This window comes from Paenibacillus sp. FSL R5-0766 (assembly GCF_037971845.1).
Lineage (GTDB): Bacteria > Bacillota > Bacilli > Paenibacillales > Paenibacillaceae > Paenibacillus.
In genome coordinates this window covers 301,831-322,770 of sequence record NZ_CP150227.1, presented here as the reverse complement: position 1 = coordinate 322,770, position 20,940 = coordinate 301,831, and the positions used below count along the sequence as shown (strand labels likewise).

Here is a 20,940-nt window from a genome sequence, read left to right as displayed (position 1 = left end):
TAATTACTGTACCTGTATCGCCCTACCCCACCTCAGACGGACTCTTGCCCGTAAGCATTTTGAACACCTGGCTGAAATACGTCGCATTACGGAACCCCGTCATCTCGCTCACCTCATATACCATGTAATGTCCCGACTGCAACAGTTCCAACGCTCTCTGAATCCGGTACCCGTTCAAATAACTGACGAAATTCTCACCGGTCACCCTTTTGAAAAGTTGACTCAGATACTTCGGATGTACGAACAGCCCCTTGGCTATCGCTTCAAAACTGATCTCTTCGGCGTAATGCAGCTCCACATACTGTTTCACCTGCTCTATCAGTTTATTGCTTTTCTTCTCGCCCATCTCCTTGCGTATCTGTTCCAGCCAGTCGCAGATAATACGATCCATCCAGTTTACCAGATCATGCAAAGCATATTTCGATTGAATTTCACGCAGAAAGTCACTCATCGCCAGCGGCGGCGTTAACATAGGATGAAGTCGGTTCCAGCTATGCATCAATGTGTCAAACAGACTGACGGCCACAACCTGTACATCCTGTATCCCAACACATTTCCCCTCTTTCAGCAAAAGGCAAATATGATGCCATACCTCTTCCGCCAGGTCAGGTCGAATATCCGCCCAAGCCTCGTTCCATTGACGAAGCAATAATGAATAATCGGTCACACTTGGTTCTGTTTCCTCTGATGTTTCATAGTGGTAGATACGACTTCCTCCTTGAAACTCTGCTGTTTCCACCGCTTCCCTGCTCTCGAGATAAGAATCTATCACCTCACATGGGTGACTCTTGGATCTTCCGATTCCAGCACTCACTTCAATTTTCAGATACGTAAAGATCTGATCGATCATCCGCTCCACAAGTGGCAGACATTCCTCCAGATAATCTTTATCTCCTAATAGAAGCAACACAAATACCTGATCCGAATAATCAACAATCTCAACCTGACCATTCATGCGCGCCGCTTGCTCCTTCACCGTCTCCTGAATAATATCGGCCGCCCCATAGCGGAGAAGCTGCCAATCCCGTTCTTTCATTCGTGTCAAAAATACGGGGCGATTCAGTTGCAGACTAATGGCGCGTGTCTGTGAGGACATATGAATGCCTATATAGTCCATGCGTTCTTTAGGCAACTCGTCTGCCCGATATCGCGTAGTCAGCAGTTCGTGAAGAAATTGTTTGCGCAAATACGGAAGTACCCGTCCAACCTCCTGCTTGTATGTCCGCTCCAGCCGCTCATGCCGCTCTCGCACATCTTGTTCCAGTAGCACCTCACGCAGCACAGACTCAATCTCCTCAACCTCTGCCGGCTTCAGCAAAAAGTGATTCACCCCCCAACGCATGGCTGCCCGGGCGTTCTCGAATTCGTCATATCCACTAAGAATGATGATCGGCAAGTGGGGATGATCACGGCGCAACGTCTGTGTGATCTCAAGCCCGGTCATCCCCGGCAGGTAGACGTCAGTCATAACGACGTCTGGATGCATGCGGTGAAACAACTCCAGCGCATCCAAGCCATTGGAAGCAGTGCCTGCAATGCTGAGGCCCAGAGAAGGCCAATCGATATGATCTGTTAATGCCTTTACAATATGAGGATCGTCATCAACAAGCATAATGGTCTTCATCATTTTTCACCGTCCAGCCATAGATTTAATTGCTCGTCGGTCTCAATACGCGGCAGCGTAATGGTCACTTCCACGCCACCTGACTCTCTATCGCTCAGTTGAACGCCATACCTCTTCCCACAATAGAGCTGAATGCGCTGATGTACATTCCGTACACCGATGCCACACGTCTCTTCGAGTTTCCACCCCTCCGGCAAACCCCGCCCATTATCCGTGATACGAATGACGATATCCTCATGCGGGCCAACCTCTTCGTGCATATGCACCTGAATTCGAAGTGTGCCTTCTTCAGGGCGCCCGTGCATAACGGCATTTTCGATGAAGGGCTGCAAAATGATCTTGGGAATGTAACAACCGCGAATATGCGGATCGATCTGCTCCTGATATTGAATGGAGAACGGCAGCCGCTCTGACTGGATGTTAACGTAGCAACGGGCTTGTTCCAACTCATCACGAACCCGTATAAACAGTCTCCCTCCACTCAGTCCGATCCGTAACAGCTTACTTAGTTGTACAATCATGCGACTGATATCCTTGGCTTCGTAATCAAGTGCGCGCCAGTGGATCATGTCGAGGGTATTGTATAAAAAATGGGGTTTGATCTGGGCCTCAAGCAAGCCCGTCTGGGCTTCACGCTTGGCCCGGCTCTCATCCTTCACCTGTTCCATCAGCGTCGTGAGCTGTGAAGCCATGTGATTAAAGCCATAAGCCAAATGGGCATATTCCTCTGTAAACGAAAGTTGGACCCGGGTATCGAAGTCCCCTTTCTCCAGTTGTCTCATTCGCTTGATTAATTGTCGCAAAGGTCGGATGATCTGCCTTACAAACAGGTACGCCAGCACAGCCGAGCATAATAGTCCCAGCACGGCGATGCCGAGGATCTGCCAGCCCGCTTGTCTGAGCGGAGATAACAGTGTATATACCGGAATAGTCTGTACGAGACGCCACTGAAGCATGGCTGGCCTGGAGTACAGCACCAATTGAGCACCTCCGGGTTGGCCGGAAACTACTTCGTACCCGTCTGCACCATGCTGGACATGTTCCTGAATCCATGCACTATCTATAATAGAAGAAGATGAATTTACAGCTCCACCCGGTTCCTGTACTGTACTCGCTTCATTTCTTCTATCCGCTCGTTCCTTCTCCCCTGCTGGATCAACTCTCCCCATCTGCATTACGACATTACCAGCGGTATCTACCAACAGGACTTTTCCATCAAGCACCATGGGTACATCGGCAAACCTGCGTACGATGTCCGCTCTGCTCAGTCGAATGAGCACATAGGCAACCGTCCCTCCACGACTGTCGAAAATCCGTTGGGCGTATCCGACCAGGGATTGGCCCGATACGTTCTCACGCAGCGGAACCCAAGCGGCATCAGCCGTTTCCAGCGTAGCAAACCAAGAGTCGTGTGCGATGGTGTCCACTGGAAATATGCGATCAGCCATAGTCACTGTCACTTCATTAAAAACATCCGTATACAGTTCAATGGAAGTGATGCCTTCACTCACGACCATGGTATGATCCAGAATTCGAGAGACCTCTCTCCGCTGGTGAATCTGTGCAAGCCTGCCCGTATCAGCCGTTTCGAGCAGACTGGACAGTTCCCGATTGCTTGCCAAAGCATAGGCGGTTCCGGTTACCCCTGTGATGAAATCAAATCCCCGACGTGTGCTCTCGTTCAGAAGAGCCAGACGTGCTTTGCTAATCTCGGCAAATGTGACCGTGGAGAAAGACTGATATGCCAGCCAGACAACAACCGAGACAAGCAACAGGTTAAACGCAATAAAGCAAGTCACCATCAACGTGGAGAGCTTGCTTTGTTGCAGCTTTTGATTAATAAATGAAGACCATCTTCCTTTCCTCATGGAAAAATCAACTCGTTTCGTCTTGGAATTACCCTTTGAGCCCAGAGGTCGCGATTCCTTCCACGAAGTACTTTTGACACACAATAAATACAATGAAACATGGCACCAGCGACAACACCGACATGGCAAACATCGGACCCCAATCGGATTGAGAGCTGGAATCAAGGAACAAACGCAGACCCAGCGGCACGGTGTATTTGCTCACGTCACTCAGGTAGATCAACTGACTGAAGAAGTCGTCCCATGTCCACAAGAACGTAAAGATCATCGTGGTAACCAGCGCCGGAAAAGCAAGTGGAATGATGATTTTGGTGTATATTTTCACAGGACCGCATCCATCGATGGTGGCCGCCTCATCCAGCTCTTTGGGCAATCCCCGGAAGAACTGTACCATGAGAAAAATGAAGAAGGCGTCGGTCGCCAGCCATTTTGGCACTACAAGCGGCAGATACGTATTCACCCACTCTAGGTGGTTGAAGAGAATATACTGCGGGATCAGCGTCACATGATGGGGCAGCATGATCGTCATAAGCATCAGTCCGAAGCAGATGGCTTTGAAACGAAAATTTAGTCGGGCGAAGGCATATGCCGCCATAGAGCAGGAGATGACATTGCCCAGCACGGCGCCAAGCGACAGGATGACAGAGTTGGTCAGAAAGCGGGCGAACGGATTGCCCTGAATTCCCGACCAGCCATTCATGTAATTTTTCCAATTCCATTCCTGTGGCCAGAACCAGGTCTCTGTAAAGATCATATGTCCCGGTTTGAATGAGCTGCCCAGCATCCAGAGGATCGGGTAGAGCATGACAAAGGCGATGCCTGAGATCAACACATGTTTGCTGACGACCCATGCTGTAGAGTTCCGTTGTCCAATCATGATTTCCCACCATCCTCATAGTGCACCCACAGCTTGCTACTGCGGAATACGAGCAATGTAAATACGCCAATCAGGATGACCAGCACCCAGGCCATCGCAGAAGCATAGCCCATCTGAAAGAATGAAAATCCTTTTTTGTACAGATACAGAGAGTACATTAAGGTTGAATTCACTGGCCCTCCGCTACCGTTACTGATAACAAAAGCCTGTGTGAACGATTGAAACGATGTAATCAGCTGCATCACGAGATTGAAGAAGATGACAGGTGACAGAATCGGCAACGTTATATAGAAGAATCTCCGAAGAGGACCTGCACCATCTACCGCTGAGGCTTCATCATACTCGGGTGGAATCTGCTTCAGGCCAGCCAGAAAAATAATCATCGACGATCCAAACTGCCATACGGATAACAGGACGATGGAGTACAGGGCATACTTCGGATTCGCAACCCAATCGGGAGCTTTAATACCTACCATGGCAAGGACACTATTGAGCAGCCCATCCCCACCCAGCATTTTACGCCACAACATCGCAATCGCCACGCTACCCCCAAGCAATGTCGGGATGTAATACACCGTCCGGTAAATACCGAGTCCTCGAATCCCTTTGTTGAGCAACATGGCTACCAGCAGCGCAAAGATCAACTTGACCGGTACGGATACAGCGACATACGTGAAGGTGACTTTGAGCGACTGGGTAAACAGTTTATCCGATGTAAACATCGTGGTGTAGTTATCCAGACCGACCCAGGAAGGGGCGGCCAGGATACTGTAATCAGTGAACGAGATGTATAACGATACCAGCATGGGACCAAGGGTTAGAAATAACAATCCGACAAGCCATGGGGCGAGGAACAGAAGCGCTGCTCCATTGTGGGCATATCTCCGTTTCACCCGCCGGGTAGTTACACGCTCGATTCGGGCTTGACTGACCTGTGATGTCGTCATCTTCGCAACCTCCCCGCAGAATTAGAAGTCTGAGACAGTTTCAATTATTATTGACTCGATCCAAGCGTAGCCTTGGCTCCTTCAATAAACTGGGCAATGACATCTGGAGTACTGCCTTGACCGAAGGCGATCTGCTCGCTTGCGCTCTTGAAACTCGTGTCCACTTCAGCAAATCCTTGCGGGTATGGCGGGTCAATCTCGCTGGAGTTCTTCGATACCGTATCGATAAATTGGAAAATGACTTGCTCTGCTTCCGGCAGCGTAGGTTGCATCTGTTCACGAATACTGGAATTGACCGGTACCCCACGTTCAGAACCAAGAATAGCGGTTGCTTCTGGATCATTGACCATGAAATCAATGAACATGGCAACTTCCTTTGGATGTTTGGTTTTGCCATAACCGGAGAGGAACTGGCCTGGCTTCAGATATTCACCGATTTGCTTTTCACCTACACCATGTGGAAGAACCTGTATGCCAAGCTTATGATCCTGGTTTTTGTTCACCTGCTGGAATGTCAGCAATTGATTAGACCATGCAAAATCCATCGCAGCTGTACCCAGCGAAATCGGGCGTGTCTCCAGCGCATTGGTTGTGGATGCCGTTATCTCCGCTGTGGTCACTCCACCATTCTCGCGTAGTGCGCTCCACATATCGAACCATTGCTGAAGCTCCTCGCTGGTAGCTGTCATTGTGCCACCGTCGAACAATCCTTTTCCGGATTGCCGGATAAACAATTCAAACATGTTCGTTGTACCGGAAATGTCTGCAGATCCATAGAACCCCTCACCTTTGGCTGCGGCGATCTTGGTCGCAATATCCCCAAAATCCTTCCATGTCCAGCTCTCTTGTGGTTCTTCGATTCCTAATTCCTGAAATACGGTGGCATCATAGATGACACCCGGTGCGTTAACTCCGAGGGTAATCGCATATAATTTATCGTCAATTGATCCGGCTGTAATCATGCTCTGATCATGGTCCTCTGTCCGCAGCTCTTTGCTCTTTGCAAACGGGGTCAGGTCAAGCAAGGCCCCACGCCGGGCAAAGTCAGTCAGAAAGGCGTAATCCATCTGGATGATATCAGGTGCATTCGAACCAGCTACCTGTGTAGTCAACTTGTCAAAGTAACCGTCCCAACCGGAATATTCAGGTTTAATGGTGATTCCCGGATGTTTCTCTTCAAACAATTGGATGACTTTGGTCGTCAGATCATGTCTAGTCTGTGATCCCCACCAGGTCATGCGCAATTCAATCTTGCCTGATGAATCTCCTTCACTTCCACTTGCTTCTCCAGAAGAAGATGGTGTATCGGTGGCCCCTCCAGAACAGGCTGTAGCGAACAATAACAGGGACAGGCAGAACAGGGTTACCCACTTTTTTGTAATCATCATAAATGAATTTCCTCCCCTTCTTGCATTTATGGAATCGCTTACAAAACCTATTGTATCGGTCCATTGCTGCACATGACATAAACAAAAGTAAGCTTTCCTGTCAAAAAAGTAAGGAGTTACAGGAATCAAAAACCACCAGGAATGATATTCCCGGCGGTTCCGTTCCCGTATCGGTATGATTACGGGTATACATGCATGATACGTAAGAAGAAGATAGCGGGTTGATATGGAACGAAAGTATGAATTCAAATCACGGCATTTCTTTCTACGGGCCATTGAATGGTCGGAAAAGCTCGATGTTCAGCTATAAAAATGTGTTTCCTGCGAGTCTGTCAGGAATGTGAGACTGCAGGTGAAGACACTCTGTGCTCAGCCAGATGTTTCTTCATTTTTGCCACTTCAGTTCCTGCCAGCATCATAATGCCTATTCCGTGATTGTCATTGGTGACGGTACGCAAGTCCTGATCATAATACTCTGCCGTAAACGCATATCTCGAACCGCTGCACACACCATGCACATTCCCTTGACGATCGATTGCTTTGCAGATGAGTCCCTTCCAAGCCCGCTCGGCAGCTGCGACATAAACTTCAGGGTCTTTGAACCAGCCAAAACGCACACCTCTCGCAAAACCATAGGCAAACATCGCCGTGCAGGAGGCTTCTTCATACGTCTGCGGAACATTCAACACCTGATGCCACAACCCGCTTTCCCCTTGAAGCGCTGCGTACCCTTCACACAGCTCATTGAAGAAATCTATTAAGGCTGGACGCTCGGGATGCTCTGCCGGCAAAGCTTCCAATACCTCCGTCAAGGAAAACAGTGTCCAGCCATTTCCCCGTCCCCATGGAATCTGCGTTGCCTGTTCGTATTTGAAATCATACACATGGGACATGATCTTGAACTCAGGCATAAACAGATACTTCCGATACAGTGAAAATTGTCTGGCGGCTTCATCTAATGCGGCCGAGTTGCCTGTCACCCGTGCATAACGAACGAGAAACGGCGTACTCATGTAGAGATCATCTGCCCACATGGTATTCTCGGCATACTCCCCTACGCATGTGCGATAAAATGCCCCATCCTCCTGTCGTTCCAAACGGGAAAGCATGAAATCGGCGATCCGTTCAGCAATCGGAAGAAACGTTGGTTCATGACACTCGGAATACGCTTCCAGCATGGCTGAACCAAAAGAACCGCAGTTATCCAGCATTTTCAGCATGACCAATTGTTGATTGACTGCCGGGAAACCATACTGCTCCCGATCCCATAATGAGTACTCATACATCTGGGTACATGCCTGCACATGCTCAGCCGCATAACATGTAATGTCTGGTCTCTGCAAATAACGCCCAGTCCGTAATAGACCATATACAGTGACACCCAATGGATAATCCCAGCGACCATAATTAGTCACACTGCCCACTGTCCATTTGTTGCTTAACATCGCGTTCTCATAATAAGGTCTGATCCAAGCATCCGGTCGATCCAAGCGCCAATATGTCTGTCCTTGCCCCGTTTGATACACTCGGTCCGTTCGAGTCAGATCCGCCAAGTCCGGTTCAACCTCCGATTCAAAAGGTCCAACATATAACCAAGACTCTCCATTAGCACCGTGCACACGCTGAGGAAGTTCCAGTGAGAGCGGCTTGCCCGACACGGTTGCATTCATATTAAAATGCCATGGTTCAGCCGTATCGTTGCATTCACTTCGGACAATCAGGTTACTCCGTCCAAAGGAGACTGGTATATCCACTTCGAACGAACCCGGCTCCTTCACTTGCGCCACAGGCTTGCCGCCAATCCAAATACTCAGAGAACCCGAAGATTGTCCTGACAATCGCACCGGACTCCCGGTTGAATCATTATTGTTCAGATGGGTCCAGGCATAAGCATGCTTACCAGCAAGATTTCCGAATATTCGCTCGAAAGCTGGCTTGGTTTTATCTTCATCAGACCAGCCTGTCTCAGGCAGCCAGTTCAAGCTGTAGTCTGATTCTTTTCCAAGCAGGTCCGGTTGTTTACTCGTGGCTGGGTTCGGTTGGGAGAACACCCACCCCGCTTGCCCCTGTCTCTCCTGAAATGGAGCAAATACATTCAAAATGCGCACTTTTCCTTCATCTGACCCAAATTGGCAGCCAAATCCGGCAGGGGTGTTTTTCATTTCCAGCCAAATGGTGTTCCAACCAGGCTTGATATCGATGCTGAGCTTCACCGTTGCGTCTGGACTAATCTCATCCATTACGGTAGAGCGATAGACCAACTGCTCATTGAAATAGAAACGAATAGGTCCATAACAGCGGACCAACACGTCCAGATTCCGGTCCTCGTCCCCCCATACCAGTGCAGCTGCGTAAGATATATGGTCTTTAGGAACATCAGGAAAGCGTTTACCTAAATTCAGATCATAAAGCCCTTTTTCATTTTGCAAAATACCAGACTTCTGGAATACCCGATATACAAAATCAGCCTGCGCATTGGCTCCAATATACCTCTCGGCCAGTACCTTCAACACCTGATCCTGATCTTCTCCAAATCGGTAATACATGCTCTGCGGTTCACTGAAATAGGTCGTCATCGATGGCACACATCCCTCTCCCGTTGAAATAAAGTCTTATATCATTGCATTCATACCATCCACACTGGTGCACCAAACTGATATGTAGCAATGAAGTATAGCGCTTAACCTAGGTGGATAATCCCCTTACCGGGGAATAGGTATGTCCTTGGTTATCTTCTGAATAGCCGAATAATAATCCCAGTATAACTGACATGTTCGGTGGTGGCTACAGATTTTTGATTACGCTTACAAAAAATCAGAAGATTTGGTTTTTCCTTCGCCAATTACACCTTCATTTGGGACATTAATTCAAAAAAACGGAAATTGTTACCGATATAGAAACTATATATGTTGAACTAATCATTTACACAGAAACGTAGAGGACAGAAAAAAACTGAAAAAGCGAAGCGTTCGCCTTTATCACCGGATTTTTCCCTTGAGAAAAGGGAATCAAAAAAATCTGGGGATAACAGCGATTGGAAGGTTATTCTGTCATCGGAGTGTACGTGTGAATATATCTTTAGTTCAACTTATATAGATTGAAAAATTCCACTTTTTGTATCGGGAAGGAAAGATGCACATTGAATACTCTTGAATCTCTGGTAAATGCTATGCCTTTTGTTAGCCAAATGTTCCGTGACGACATATCCATATCCATTAATGATCATGAGAAAGTATTGTATTTTTCCGAAGCAAAAAGTCTGGAGATTGGCGTGAAGGTTGGGGATGAGCTGCATGATGATTATAAACATTTCAAAATGCTGACTAACAGAGATTCCCGTACCGTGGCACGTATGCCTGGTGATCTGCAGGGCAGACCTTTTGATGCCATTCTAATCCCTATTAAAGAGAACGATCAGGTCGTGGGTATATTGGGTGTGAACTACGCAATGGATAGTCACATGACACTGGAAACGCTGATCCGTGAAAATGAAACGACCATTAATGCGCTGGTCGGCGGCATTCAGCAGATTGCGGCACATTCCGAAGAACTCTCCGCGACATCGGAAGAGATTCTGCGGAATTCCAAAAAAGCTTCAGAGAACTCGGTCAGTGTAAGTAAAGTAACAAACGTCATTCGTGAAGTATCGGAACAAACCAACCTGCTTGGACTCAACGCCATGATAGAGGCAGCTCGTGTAGGCGATCAGGGAGCCGGCTTCGGTGTGGTTGCCAGTGAAGTACGCAAGCTGTCCGATCATACGAAACAGGCAGCGGCTGATATCGAAACATCCCTAGGTAGTGTACAAGATTCCATGAAACATATGGAGCAGGAGATCGGTCAGATTACAACAGCAACGGTGGATCAGGCCAAGCTTGTTACCGAGTTCATGGAAAGTATCGAACAGCTTAGTGAGACAAGCGCGAATCTGAAAAAGTTTGTACATCAGATGCTGGCGCTCGAGTAACAGTCCAGTTCCACAGCAGAAAGAAAGAATGAATGATATGAAATGTACATAGACACAGAAAATGATTTAGAATGTGAAAAGCCTCCCGCCACTTCCCTTTACAGGAAGTCAGCGGAGGCTTTGTTTCGTATTTGCGATGATATCCCTTTACGGTTTATGCTCACACGGCTGTTATATCTCTACAGCGACGCCAAAATGGTCAGACACGACCGGCCCGTTTTTACCGTTCAAGACCACGGTAGAAGATTTAGCCTGAATCGGACGATTGGAGAAAATATAGTCGATCCGAAGATCGCGTTTGTTATCTGCCCAGCCGGCAATGGCCTTCACCACGGTTGCTCCTTCATCCTTTTGCAATGCTGTGGTGTACAGGTCATTCCAGCCTTTGCTCATCATATAATCATAGCCTTCACCACGCACTTCCGCGACATTATTGAAATCACCCATTATATATAACGGCTGGTCCATGTAGGGGGCAAGCTTGCTCTCCGTCAACTCCCACTGTCCCTTGAAAGGTTCCTGCGCATCATCCCACCAGTTATAATGTCCGTTCACAAACCAGGTTGCTTCACCTTGGACGACCGTCTGAATTCCCACAATCTTGCGTGTACGATAGTTGTTATAATCCCGCATGTGGGACACGTATTCCCCAAAAGCCTGCTTAATCGGCGTCCGGCTAAGGATCGCCAGTCCTTCATCGTATTTTTGAAACCCGACATGCGCGGGAATCCACGTCCAGTAATATTGCTCTGTCAGCTGCTGAAGCAGGACGTAGGCATAGTTGTCTTTTTTAATCACTGCATCGGGTTCAGTAGCATAATACATCTTCAGTTCTTCTTCAGAAAGCGCGACTTCCTGCATCGATTGGTTGACCTCCTGCATGGAGATCACATCGAATTGATGTGTATTAATAAAATCAGCCAGTTGACTGATCTTGTTCAGTTGATCCTCTTCCGCCCAGGCGTGTGTGTTTAACGTAAGTATTTTCATATGCTCTCTCCTGTTGTGTGTAATATGGCCGTTTCCCCGGCCTGCATCGTTCCTGATAGGAATACATACCATAAGCATACACAATATGGTGCATTCTTGCATGTCGCCCGCCAGCAGAACCGACGTGTTCATCCTGATTCCAGTTGGTCTAAAATAACTTCAAATTCTTCATAACCCATGCACGGATTGGCTCATAACTGATATGATGGATACAACAAATTTACAACATCACGTCATAGACGTGGTGATAACTGAACCTATGTTTACCCCAGGAGATGGAATGATGAACATACCGAATAACATGAGGATGGATGATGCGCAGTGGCAACAGTTGATCAGGCAGGTTGCGGAGCATTTTAATAACCTGACGATCATGCGCGGATTCCAATATTATAAACAGAAACGTGTGGGACCATTAACCTATTCCGAACAACAAGGGATTGCGGCCGTTGTACAAGGATCGGAAGAGTACGAGGTCACCCTGAGCATGCAATCCCTGACTACAAGTCATTGTACCTGCCCGGTGAGTTCAGGATGCAAACATATGACGGCTGTATTGATGAGTTATGCCGAGCAACTGGAGCGACCTGTGCATGCGATTGTGAATGCGCACTCCAGTACTGCGCTCAAACAAACGACCAAACCTGTCGGGGCCATGTCCGCGGGACTATCCAGCTACGCAGATGCCGATGAACAACAGGATATGGACATTCCGGACAACCAATACAGCCAGATCAAGGAACGTGCAACAGAGCTTGCTGATCTCGAAATCTCGGAATGGCATGAGTTATTCCACTCCTGTCTGAGACGGCTGGGTACTGGCACAGCAAGCACGTCCTACGTACAGGAAGCAACAGACGAGCTATATGCTATTAAGCCAAGACTGAACGCTGCGATGGACCAACTTTTCGAACTACATGTACAGCTGCACCTCATCCGATTCTGCGTGCCACCGGCCCGTAACTCCATCACGCATACCCCCGTGTACTTGAGTTACCCTGCCCAGCTCGCGGTGGATGCACTTCTGAAAGACATTGAGCGGATCTTTAACCATCCGCTAGACCTGTCAGGTCTAAAGGGAAACAAGCTTGAACAACTTTGGAGCAGACTGGCCGAAACCTCAGCTTATTTACGTAAACAGATGATGCCTGAGACAGCCAGCATGATGTTCTTCACTCCGATCTATCGACAACTTTGGTTGAACTGGATCGCACCTGAGCTGCAAGGGTCGCGGGACATGTTAGTGTCGGAACAGGCCATCTTAGATGATATAGAACGCAATATAACCGCCGCTGCGCCACCTTCTCAGTCAGGTGGGAGTGTCTTGGGTAGCGCTCAGAGTAATGAAAGTGGTATTGATAGACCAAGCAAAGCAGTGACACTGCCTTTACCACTCGTACTCGCGCAGAGCTGGATGTACTTCCATGTAGGGCAAGATGATCAGGCATGGCAGCGACTCATCCATGGAAGCTCGGCCTACGGTTTCCCGCCAGAACATCTGTTGCATTTTCTCCATGTACTCGCAGATTCGGCTGAATGGAAGCGGCTTGCGGATTGGTTGGTACAACTTGGTCCCTTGCTGTCGAATCGGCGTAATACGCCTTTGAATGATTACATGCATCTGTGGGACACGGCCATTCAACATCTGCCCGATACAGAGAACCGCATGTGGGACACGCTTGTCAGTATGCTTCCCCACTCCCGCCCCGCCTACGAGGATGCTATGCATTCGCGTGGACAGTGGCGCAGGTGGATTGATTTTCAGCTGAGTACAGGGACGGAGCCTCTCGAATTTCGCGTAGCGGTGCTGCAACCGATTGAAAAAGATGCACCTGAACTACTGCTCCCCTTCTATCATCAGGCAGTGGAGCGTTATATCGGACACAAAAACAGAGACGGATACAAAGCGGCGGTGAAGCTACTGAAACGTCTGTCCAAAATCTATAAAAAGTTGAAGCAAGAAGCGCACTGGGAGCAATTCATCACCACACTTGCCGTTCGTAACAGTCGGCTGCGCGCCCTGCAGGAAGAGCTTCGGAAAGGTAAACTGATCTCATGAGCTTAATTCATCCTTACACTGAAACGATTGAGGTTCACGTCGCTTTAACCGGATATGGCGATGCATTGTTTTACGGAGCACTCAACACACACCACTTTGTATCAGGACAGTCGCTGAAGCAGCGATTGTTCGCTTGGCATGCGCCTTCCTTCTACGGTACCGAACTGGAAGTTCGGCAGATTGAGGAGATTGAGCTGGTTGTTCTGCCTGCGGAAGAAGTGATTCCCTTTTTTGCCGAGATGCATACGCTGCTTCATATTGAATGGAAGTGGGACGAACAAGCGGAACATCTGATTCGACTAGCTCCAGCACTGGCATCCTCCATAGAGAAACGAAAATACGTACCTAGCTTCGAGGCATACCGTGCAGGACAGCTTCAGTGGACCTGGGACCCGGATAGCTTGAAAAAGCAGGATCGGGCATCGCTTACCAAAGCGGTTCAGCAAACGGACGAGAGTTATGCCGAAGGACTTGGGGCGGCCTACTCCGCCTTTGTATTCCAGCGCTGGTACAGTTCGGAAGAAGCTGCAACGGATCTGCGGCGTGAATTCCCGCAGTTGTTCCCAGAGCGCGGCACTCTCCCCAAGACAGCCGGAATGGACGCCCAGTCCTGGCTCGTATCTATTGGCTGGAAAGCGGATGCCGCACCATTCAGACCCATGCTGCAATTGCAGGAGCCGGATGAGGATGAGCCATCATGGCGACTGCGACTGGTATTACAGAATAAGCTGGATGCCGCCGTATTGGTACCAGTCATGCTGGATTCACGGGGTAGGCTTGAAGGGGAATGGCCAGAGGTATGGACACCATTCATTCTGGATCGCTCCGCCGGATGGCTGGATCAGCTGCGTGCCCATCTGCCGCGTCTCGGAAGCTCCATTAGCGGTAGACGCGATGTGCTGAGTGATCCTTTGGGAGATCAGGAAGCCTGGCAGTTCCTGACGCAGGATAGCGGGCGGTTGCTCGCAGCGGGCTGGCAAGTTCTGCTACCTGGTTGGTGGGAAGCAGCCCGTAAGAAGAAACCAAAGCTGCGTGCCAAGGTGCAGCCGGAGGAAGGCAGTGAACGGGGACAGTCGTTCTTTGGACTGGACTCGATTATTCATTTTGACTGGCGAATTGCGATTGGTGACACCGATCTCAGCGAAGATGAGTTCGCCGACCTTGTTGCCCGTAATGAACGACTGGTTCGCTTCCGTGGAGAATGGGTTCCTCTCGACCCCGACCTGCTGGAACAGATACGTCGTGCCATGGGCGGTGTAGATCGGGAACAGGGACTCTCATTCCAGGATATTCTGCACCTGCATCTGCTGCACAATGAGCAACGGGAATATCGCAACCAGAAATGGAAGGAAGGACAACAAACCGAGGAAGAGCAGCAACCACAGGATGATCAAAACATTCGGCTGGAAGTAGAACTGAATGAGCACCTGAACCGGGTTATTGCACAACTCGGGGGCGGACAAGGCGGCGCACCTTCCCTACCCATTCCGACAGGGCTTCATGCCGAGCTGCGATCGTATCAGAAGGAAGGTTTTGCATGGCTTGGTTTCCTGCGCAGATTCGGACTTGGGGCATGTCTTGCTGATGATATGGGTCTCGGGAAAACCATTCAGTTCATCACGTATCTGTTACACATCAAGGATCATGAACCACGTAAGCCGGGACAAGCCCCGGTACTTCTGATCTGTCCAACCTCCGTACTGGGCAACTGGCAAAAGGAAATTAGCCGCTTCGCACCCTCCATTCATGTCAGTCTGCATTATGGCGCACGCCGATTAAGTGGAGAAGAATTCCGGGAGCAGACAGAGCAGGTGGATATTATTATCACGTCCTTTGCTACGGCTACACTGGATCAGGAGATGTTACAAACCTATACGTGGTCATGCATCTGTCTCGATGAAGCACAGAATATCAAGAATGCTCAGACCAAACAGTCGCTGGCTGTCCGCAGTTTCCCGGCGAAACACCGCATTGCCATGACAGGTACGCCGATCGAGAATCGGTTGTCCGAGCTGTGGTCGATCTATGACTTTATCAATCCAGGATATCTGGGCAACGCCCGGGCATTCCAGACTCGTTTCATCAGTGCCATAGAGAAAGACAAAGACGAGCAGCGCATGCAGGATCTACAGCAATTGGTGAAACCATTCATGTTGCGCCGCAAGAAAAAAGATCCCAATATCCAGCTTGATCTGCCGGACAAAAACGAGATGAAGACCTATATTCACCTTACGGGCGAACAAAGTGCATTGTATGACCAATCCGTGCAGGCCCTGATGGATAAAATGAAAGAATTGGAAGGTATCAAGCGCAAAGGTGCGATCCTCTCAGCCCTAACTCAGCTTAAGCAATTGTGTGACCACCCGCTGCTGTTGACCAAAGAGGCTTTACCGGAGGAACTACCCGAAGACGGCGCACTGACATCTGCTTATGACGTGTATAGCCCGCAGGATATGGCAATGCTGATCAGCCGCTCCGCAAAGCTGGAACGACTGATGGAGCTTGTCCGGGAATTACGGGACGAAGGCGAGCGATGCCTGATTTTCACCCAATACATTGGTATGGGACAGATGCTGCAACAGGTACTGCGTCAGGAGTTGCAGGAGCCTGTGCTGTATCTGCACGGGGGTACCTCCAAAACGGCACGGGATCGTATGATTGAGGAATTCCAATCCCGTACATTGCCTGAGGATAAGCAACCGTCCGTCTTCATTCTGTCCATCAAGGCAGGCGGTGTGGGATTGAATCTGACCGCAGCCAATCATGTCTTCCATTTTGACCGCTGGTGGAACCCGGCTGTTGAGAATCAAGCTACCGACCGGGCTTATCGGATGGGTCAGACCAAAGATGTTCAGGTGCATAAGTTCATCTCTCTTGGCACATTGGAGGAGCGGATCGACGAGATGTTGGAGAGCAAACAGCAGCTCAGCGATAACATCATCACAAGCTCTGAGAACTGGATTACCGAATTGTCGACGGACGAGTTGCAGGATCTGTTCACTCGGCGTCGTGACTGGTCGGGCTAACTTGGATTAGATGAGATATATCATAGAAAAAGAGAAATACAAAAAGAGCGAAGTTTCGGAATTTAAATTCCGGCTTCGCTCTTTTTGTGTTGTTGCAGTTAATCATCCGTTCTTAACGCATGTTACCGATGATGGATGATCTTGAATCCTGCATTTTTTTGACAAAGTTCGTCATGACATCAAACGCTTCATTGCGCTTGTTGGACATGGACTGCAGACGAAGCATGTCCATCTGTTGGGAATTGCCCGCTGCATCAATTTGGCCTTTCAGCTTTTGAATAGCTGCTTCATCCCCGTTTTGCTGGGCTATCTGCAATTGAGAGTTCAAATCCGCGATCAGTTGATTACGGTTCTGAACTTCCTGAATTTGCGTTTGCAATTGCGCATCCAGCAATTTGGTGCGTTCGCTCTGAACCATCATCAAAGCCGTTTCGATATCCATACTGCTGATGTTGACAGGTGTTACGCCAGAAATGTTGGAGACTGAAACTGTGCTCGCTGAAGCTGAAGAGACGATGGATACTGCAGCAACAGCAGCAACTACTGTTGAAGCGAAAAATTTGCCTGAACGTTTCATGAATGTTCCTCCAAGTATATATGTAATATGTACCAGTTTTTCGTTGGCATCTTCCGCCATTCTAAATCAAAAGAACTAGTTGTTCAATCAAATTAACTTCAAATTTGAATTAATTAAGATTCCCCTTACACACGCCTACCTCGGCTTACAATTTGAGTAAATTAAGCAGGGCATAATAAGTAAAACTATATTTTTACGGCATATTTACTACTACTAGTTTGTTCTTTACTCCTACGCATGAAAGTCACATTGGAGAACGACGATACGTTCATGATTTTACTTTAGAAAAAGGTTATGTTATATTTAATAATAGATTTTACACAATCTAATTTTGTGATATTTAATATAAATTGATGATATATATTTTACGGGAGGTTTTTATATGAAAAAGATTCTGGTTGTTCTAACAAATGTAGATAAGTACGCACCAAAGGACGAGCCTACTGGCTTGTGGCTGAGCGAAGCAACTCACTTTATTGAAGAGTTTGACCATAATGACAATGTTCAGATCGATCTGGTTAGCCCTAAAGGTGGGAACGTACCACTTGATCCGAAAAGTCTGGGCGACTCTCTGGATGAGAGCACCAAAGCCTATTTCGAGAACGAAACGTTCATGAACCAATTGAAAAATACGTTGAAACCTGGCGAAGTAAACGCGAGTGACTACGATGCAATCTACTTCACAGGGGGCCACGGTACGATGTGGGATTTCCCGGACAATGCCGAACTTCAAGAGCTTTCTCGTGATATCTATGAAAAGGGTGGCGTTGTATCCGGCGTGTGCCACGGGGTTACAGCCCTGCTGAATGTGAAGCTGTCCAACGGCCTGCTTCTAATCAACGATAAAACCGTTTCCGGCTTCACGAATGAGGAAGAAGCATTGGCTCAACAAACTGAGTATGTTCCTTTCCTGTTGGAAGATGCGTTGAGAGAACGCGCTGCACAATATGATAAAGCTGCTGCCTTCAGTTCCTATGTCACAACAGATGGCCGTGTGGTCACAGGACAGAATCCGCAATCCAGCAAAGCTGTAGCTGAAAGTGTTAAACAACTGCTGGGTCTGTAAAATAAACCGATCGATCCCTCTCCTCCCCTAGGAGATCATATAGATGTACAAAGCAAAACAGCACGTGATCCGTCATAATCTGACAGAACACATGCTGTTTTTTCTAGTGATTTGTTGAAGCAGAAGCTTCCGTCGCTGTTCCTCCAGCCAAACGCTTCACGATATAAGGCACGGTCACTGATGTCAGGATCACGGCAAACGCAATCTGGGCGATCGCTGTGTCAACATAAGGCGCATACACCGGATTGAACCCGGCAGCCATCGAAGGCACCACCATGGACAATCCAGCAACCGAACATGTCGCAGCCGCTGCGTAACCGGGCCGTCTTAATATCGTGCGATCGATTCCAATGAGCGGCAGCATGCAGATCAGCAAAAATAACACCGTGACCAGCAAACCGGACAGACTGGACTGAAATGCAATGCGCAGATCAATATTGGACCCAAAGCTTGTACCTAGGAAAGGCAGCAGAATCAGTGTTCCCGGAGCGAACATCTTCTGTATATTTCTGTCCAGGTTACCAAGCAGTATCCCGATCAAGAAAGGTACTAGCGTAGCAAGTACACTGAGGTAATCGATACCGACACCGCTTGCCGAATTCAATATCATAACCGGAATAATCGGTACGGCGATTAGATTCAGAATGCCAAACGCAGCACGATCCACATCATCTCCGTACGTGTTCATCAAGGCCAGATATAATCCCGGATTACAACTGGTCAGAACGGCAATGAAGGCTACCGCAGAAACACCCCCGAACCCACTTATGCCAAAAAAGTGTACAAACGCCCAGCCGAACAGGCAGCTGATGAGGATACGTGAAATACAGAGCACCCCTGCTCTCTTCAAAGTCACCAGAAGCTGTGACAAGTTAAGCTGTGTTCCTGATATCAGTAAAATCATACCGATCAGCACCATGGTACCTTTCGATGTGAACAGCGCTGTTGTTGGATCTCCGATCTGAAAAAACGATGGAAACACCGTGTTGATGACCGCGGCGGCCAGCATAGGAACAATCAGCAAGCCGCCGGGTATTTTTTTGATACGACCCATAATGTTCATGCTCTGTTACAGTTCTGCTCCGTTGGTACGGATCACATTCTGATACCAGAAGAAGGAATCCTTACGATATCTTTCGAGCGTACCATTGCCATAGTCGTCCTGATCCACATAGATAAATCCGTACCGTTTGCTCATCTCAGATGTCCCTGAACTGATCATGTCGATTGGTCCCCACATCGTGTATCCCAACACCTCGACCCCATCCGCAATGGCGAGTCCCATCTGTTCGATATGTTTGCTCAGGAAATCAATCCGGTATGGATCGTTGATCGTTCCGTCTTCGTTCAGCTTGTCGTAGAAGCCTGAGCTGTTCTCCAGAATAAAGACAGGCTTTTGATACCGATCATAGACGAGATTCAGCGTATAACGCAGGCCAATCGGATCAATCTGCCAACCCCACTCGTTAGCGGGCAGATGCGGGTTTTTATATACACTGTGTACATTGCCTGCCGTTAGTTCGAGCTGCTCTGTATCACTGCTGGAAATCATCGAGTTGTAATAAGACATCCCCACGAAATCAGCCGTATGTGCTTGAATGCTATCCAGATCGCCATCCTCGATGTGCAACTGGATCTCCTTGTTTTTGAAATACGTTTTACTATAGTAAGGGTACTCGCCTTTATTGAGCACATCGAGATAGAACTGATTTTTCATCTGATCATCCTGCTGCATCTGAAGTGCGTCCTCCGGCTTGCAAGTGTAAGGATACGTTGTAAAATAAGCCACCATACTTCCGATCTGGTTATTCGGATCAATCTCATGGGCCATCTTGGTTGCTCTGGACGCAGCTACAAATTGATGATGCAACCCCTGAAACAGCATTTCTTCATAATTTGGAGCATCATAATCAATAATTCCCAGTGTCTTGGCCGATGCTTTCACGCTCATATTGATTTCGTTGAACGTCACCCAATATTTCACTTTGCCCTTGTAGCGATTAAACAACACATCACAATAATTCACATACAGATCGATCAGCTTGCGGTTATACCATCCTCCGAACTTGTCCATCAGTACAATTGGCGTATCAAAGTGACTGATGGTGATCAAGGGCTCCATACCCTGTTTTAGACATTCATCAATCACCTGATCATAGAACTCTAATGCCTTTTCGTTCGGAGCGGCATCGTCGCCACCTGGAAATACTCTGGCCCATGAAATGGAATAACGGAATACTTTGAAGCCCATCTCGGCAAACAAGGCGATATCCTCACGGAAAGAATGATAAAAATCGATTCCCCGGCGCTTTGGATATTTCACGGTATCCGGGTCATTCCTGGCCTCTTCAATCATCTCCCAATTCACTCTGATCTGCTTGGTCACTTTGCGGTCGTTCTTCTCGTTAAACTTCATCACTTCTGGAATGGTCAGGCTCTTGCCATCCACATTATAAGCTCCCTCGGCCTGACAGGCAGATAGTGCACCGCCCCATAAAAAATCTTTTGGAAAATTGGAATTTGTCATTTTAGTTTCCTCCTGTTATTACGT

14 protein-coding genes are annotated in these 20,940 nt (G+C 48.2%); 4 read left to right on the top strand and 10 right to left on the bottom strand.

Annotation, left to right across the window (positions count from 1 at the left end; all coding sequences use genetic code 11):
• Positions 1-22: 22 nt before the first annotated feature.
• From MKY66_RS01415 to MKY66_RS01390, 6 genes are all read right to left on the bottom strand, one after another.
• The gene (locus MKY66_RS01415) at positions 23-1,627 is read right to left on the bottom strand and encodes a response regulator (protein ID WP_076210313.1); all 1,605 of its coding nucleotides are present in this window, start codon (positions 1,625-1,627) and stop codon (positions 23-25) included.
• Positions 1,624-3,492 (bottom strand): histidine kinase, encoded by a 1,869-nt coding sequence (locus MKY66_RS01410; RefSeq protein ID WP_076210311.1) that lies wholly within the window; start codon positions 3,490-3,492, stop codon positions 1,624-1,626. Before MKY66_RS01410 ends, MKY66_RS01415 begins: the two co-directional genes overlap by 4 nt.
• Before the next feature lie 28 nt (positions 3,493-3,520).
• A complete protein-coding gene (locus tag MKY66_RS01405) occupies positions 3,521-4,369 on the bottom strand; it encodes a carbohydrate ABC transporter permease (RefSeq protein WP_076210309.1) in 849 nt (282 codons plus the stop codon).
• The gene (locus tag MKY66_RS01400; RefSeq protein WP_036616398.1) at positions 4,366-5,316 is read right to left on the bottom strand and encodes a sugar ABC transporter permease; all 951 of its coding nucleotides are present in this window, start codon (positions 5,314-5,316) and stop codon (positions 4,366-4,368) included. The genes MKY66_RS01405 and MKY66_RS01400 overlap by 4 nt, the downstream gene beginning before the upstream one ends.
• A gap of 47 nt (positions 5,317-5,363) precedes the next feature.
• Positions 5,364-6,704, bottom strand: a complete 1,341-nt coding sequence (locus MKY66_RS01395; RefSeq protein WP_076210307.1) for an ABC transporter substrate-binding protein — start codon at positions 6,702-6,704, stop codon at positions 5,364-5,366.
• 332 nt (positions 6,705-7,036) lie between these two features.
• Complete coding sequence (locus MKY66_RS01390; RefSeq protein WP_076210305.1) at positions 7,037-9,280, bottom strand: glycoside hydrolase family 88 protein; 2,244 nt, start codon at positions 9,278-9,280, stop codon at positions 7,037-7,039.
• Positions 9,281-9,843: 563 nt separating this feature from the next.
• Here MKY66_RS01390 and MKY66_RS01385 point away from each other — a divergent pair.
• A complete protein-coding gene (locus tag MKY66_RS01385; protein ID WP_083657004.1) occupies positions 9,844-10,671 on the top strand; it encodes a methyl-accepting chemotaxis protein in 828 nt (275 codons plus the stop codon).
• Between the two features lie 171 nt (positions 10,672-10,842).
• On the opposite strand, the gene MKY66_RS01380 is transcribed toward MKY66_RS01385, so the two are convergent.
• Positions 10,843-11,661, bottom strand: coding sequence for an endonuclease/exonuclease/phosphatase family protein (locus MKY66_RS01380; RefSeq protein WP_076210303.1), 819 nt, complete (start codon positions 11,659-11,661; stop codon positions 10,843-10,845).
• Between the two features lie 280 nt (positions 11,662-11,941).
• On the opposite strand from MKY66_RS01380, the gene MKY66_RS01375 reads away from it, so the two are divergent.
• A complete protein-coding gene (locus MKY66_RS01375; protein ID WP_076210301.1) occupies positions 11,942-13,720 on the top strand; it encodes a hypothetical protein in 1,779 nt (592 codons plus the stop codon).
• A 5-nt stretch (positions 13,721-13,725) separates the two neighbouring features.
• Positions 13,726-16,746: a DEAD/DEAH box helicase gene (locus MKY66_RS01370; protein WP_143760303.1), complete on the top strand. Its 3,021-nt coding sequence runs from the start codon at positions 13,726-13,728 to the stop codon at positions 16,744-16,746.
• Between the two features lie 112 nt (positions 16,747-16,858).
• Here MKY66_RS01370 and MKY66_RS01365 read toward each other — a convergent pair whose 3' ends face one another.
• A complete protein-coding gene (locus tag MKY66_RS01365; protein ID WP_076210297.1) occupies positions 16,859-17,323 on the bottom strand; it encodes a hypothetical protein in 465 nt (154 codons plus the stop codon).
• Positions 17,324-17,705: 382 nt separating this feature from the next.
• Between MKY66_RS01365 and MKY66_RS01360 the strand changes: the two genes are divergently transcribed.
• Complete coding sequence (locus MKY66_RS01360) at positions 17,706-18,389, top strand: type 1 glutamine amidotransferase domain-containing protein (RefSeq protein ID WP_076210294.1); 684 nt, start codon at positions 17,706-17,708, stop codon at positions 18,387-18,389.
• A gap of 103 nt (positions 18,390-18,492) precedes the next feature.
• Here MKY66_RS01360 and MKY66_RS01355 read toward each other — a convergent pair whose 3' ends face one another.
• Both MKY66_RS01355 and MKY66_RS01350 read right to left on the bottom strand, forming a co-directional pair.
• The gene (locus MKY66_RS01355; protein ID WP_076210291.1) at positions 18,493-19,452 is read right to left on the bottom strand and encodes a 2-keto-3-deoxygluconate permease; all 960 of its coding nucleotides are present in this window, start codon (positions 19,450-19,452) and stop codon (positions 18,493-18,495) included.
• A gap of 6 nt (positions 19,453-19,458) precedes the next feature.
• Complete coding sequence (locus MKY66_RS01350) at positions 19,459-20,916, bottom strand: family 1 glycosylhydrolase (protein ID WP_076210289.1); 1,458 nt, start codon at positions 20,914-20,916, stop codon at positions 19,459-19,461.
• Positions 20,917-20,940 lie beyond the last annotated feature (24 nt).

What these genes read in the sequence shown, in the direction of transcription:
- MKY66_RS01415 (WP_076210313.1), bottom strand. Translation starts at nt 1,627, where the DNA reads ATGATGAAGACCATTATGCTTGTTGATGACGATCCTCATATTGTAAAG.
- MKY66_RS01410 (WP_076210311.1), bottom strand. Translation starts at nt 3,492, where the DNA reads ATGAGGAAAGGAAGATGGTCTTCATTTATTAATCAAAAGCTGCAACAA.
- MKY66_RS01405 (WP_076210309.1), bottom strand. Translation starts at nt 4,369, where the DNA reads ATGATTGGACAACGGAACTCTACAGCATGGGTCGTCAGCAAACATGTG.
- MKY66_RS01400 (WP_036616398.1), bottom strand. Translation starts at nt 5,316, where the DNA reads ATGACGACATCACAGGTCAGTCAAGCCCGAATCGAGCGTGTAACTACC.
- MKY66_RS01395 (WP_076210307.1), bottom strand. Translation starts at nt 6,704, where the DNA reads ATGATGATTACAAAAAAGTGGGTAACCCTGTTCTGCCTGTCCCTGTTA.
- MKY66_RS01390 (WP_076210305.1), bottom strand. Translation starts at nt 9,280, where the DNA reads ATGACGACCTATTTCAGTGAACCGCAGAGCATGTATTACCGATTTGGA.
- MKY66_RS01380 (WP_076210303.1), bottom strand. Translation starts at nt 11,661, where the DNA reads ATGAAAATACTTACGTTAAACACACACGCCTGGGCGGAAGAGGATCAA.
- MKY66_RS01375 (WP_076210301.1), top strand. Translation starts at nt 11,942, where the DNA reads ATGATGAACATACCGAATAACATGAGGATGGATGATGCGCAGTGGCAA.
- MKY66_RS01365 (WP_076210297.1), bottom strand. Translation starts at nt 17,323, where the DNA reads ATGAAACGTTCAGGCAAATTTTTCGCTTCAACAGTAGTTGCTGCTGTT.
- MKY66_RS01360 (WP_076210294.1), top strand. Translation starts at nt 17,706, where the DNA reads ATGAAAAAGATTCTGGTTGTTCTAACAAATGTAGATAAGTACGCACCA.
- MKY66_RS01355 (WP_076210291.1), bottom strand. Translation starts at nt 19,452, where the DNA reads ATGAACATTATGGGTCGTATCAAAAAAATACCCGGCGGCTTGCTGATT.
- MKY66_RS01350 (WP_076210289.1), bottom strand. Translation starts at nt 20,916, where the DNA reads ATGACAAATTCCAATTTTCCAAAAGATTTTTTATGGGGCGGTGCACTA.